2 tRNA genes and 1 pseudogene are annotated in these 492 nt (G+C 44.3%); all 3 read left to right on the plus strand.

Annotation, left to right across the window (positions count from 1 at the left end):
• The first annotated feature begins 118 nt into the window (after window positions 1-118).
• Window positions 119-193: transfer RNA gene (locus MTF64_RS19850), tRNA-Gly, on the plus strand.
• A gap of 11 nt (window positions 194-204) precedes the next feature.
• Window positions 205-280: transfer RNA gene (locus MTF64_RS19855), tRNA-Thr, on the plus strand.
• 135 nt (window positions 281-415) lie between these two features.
• Window positions 416-492 (plus strand): annotated as a pseudogene (locus MTF64_RS19860) (elongation factor Tu); the annotation flags it as partial.

Below are 492 nucleotides of genomic sequence, written 5' to 3' on the forward strand. Positions count from 1 at the left end.
GAGCGGCCAAAGGGATCAGACTGTAAATCTGACGGCTCAGCCTTCGCTGGTTCGAATCCAGCTCCCTCCACCACTTTATTCTTGACGGTTAGAGGTAGTTTAAGAACAGGTTCCTAAAGCGGGCATCGTATAATGGCTATTACCTCAGCCTTCCAAGCTGATGATGCGGGTTCGATTCCCGCTGCCCGCTCCAATTATGGTGTTGCTGATATAGCTCAGTTGGTAGAGCGCACCCTTGGTAAGGGTGAGGTCGGCAGTTCAAATCTGCCTATCAGCACCAGTCATATGAATCTCCTTGAATACTTCCTTTATCTGTCAGAAAAAACTATTTGAAATTTGAAAAAATTAAATTAATCTACCTCTGGTGGATTATTTTCATATGTAATCTAGATACACAAAACTGATAGGTTCCGTCATGGCAAAAGAAAAGTTTGAACGCGTAAAACCGCACGTAAACGTTGGTACAATCGGCCACGTTGACCACGGTAAAAC

It is taken from the genome of Pseudoalteromonas sp. 2CM41L, from assembly GCF_023161905.1.
Classification (GTDB): Bacteria; Pseudomonadota; Gammaproteobacteria; order Enterobacterales; family Alteromonadaceae; genus Pseudoalteromonas; species Pseudoalteromonas atlantica.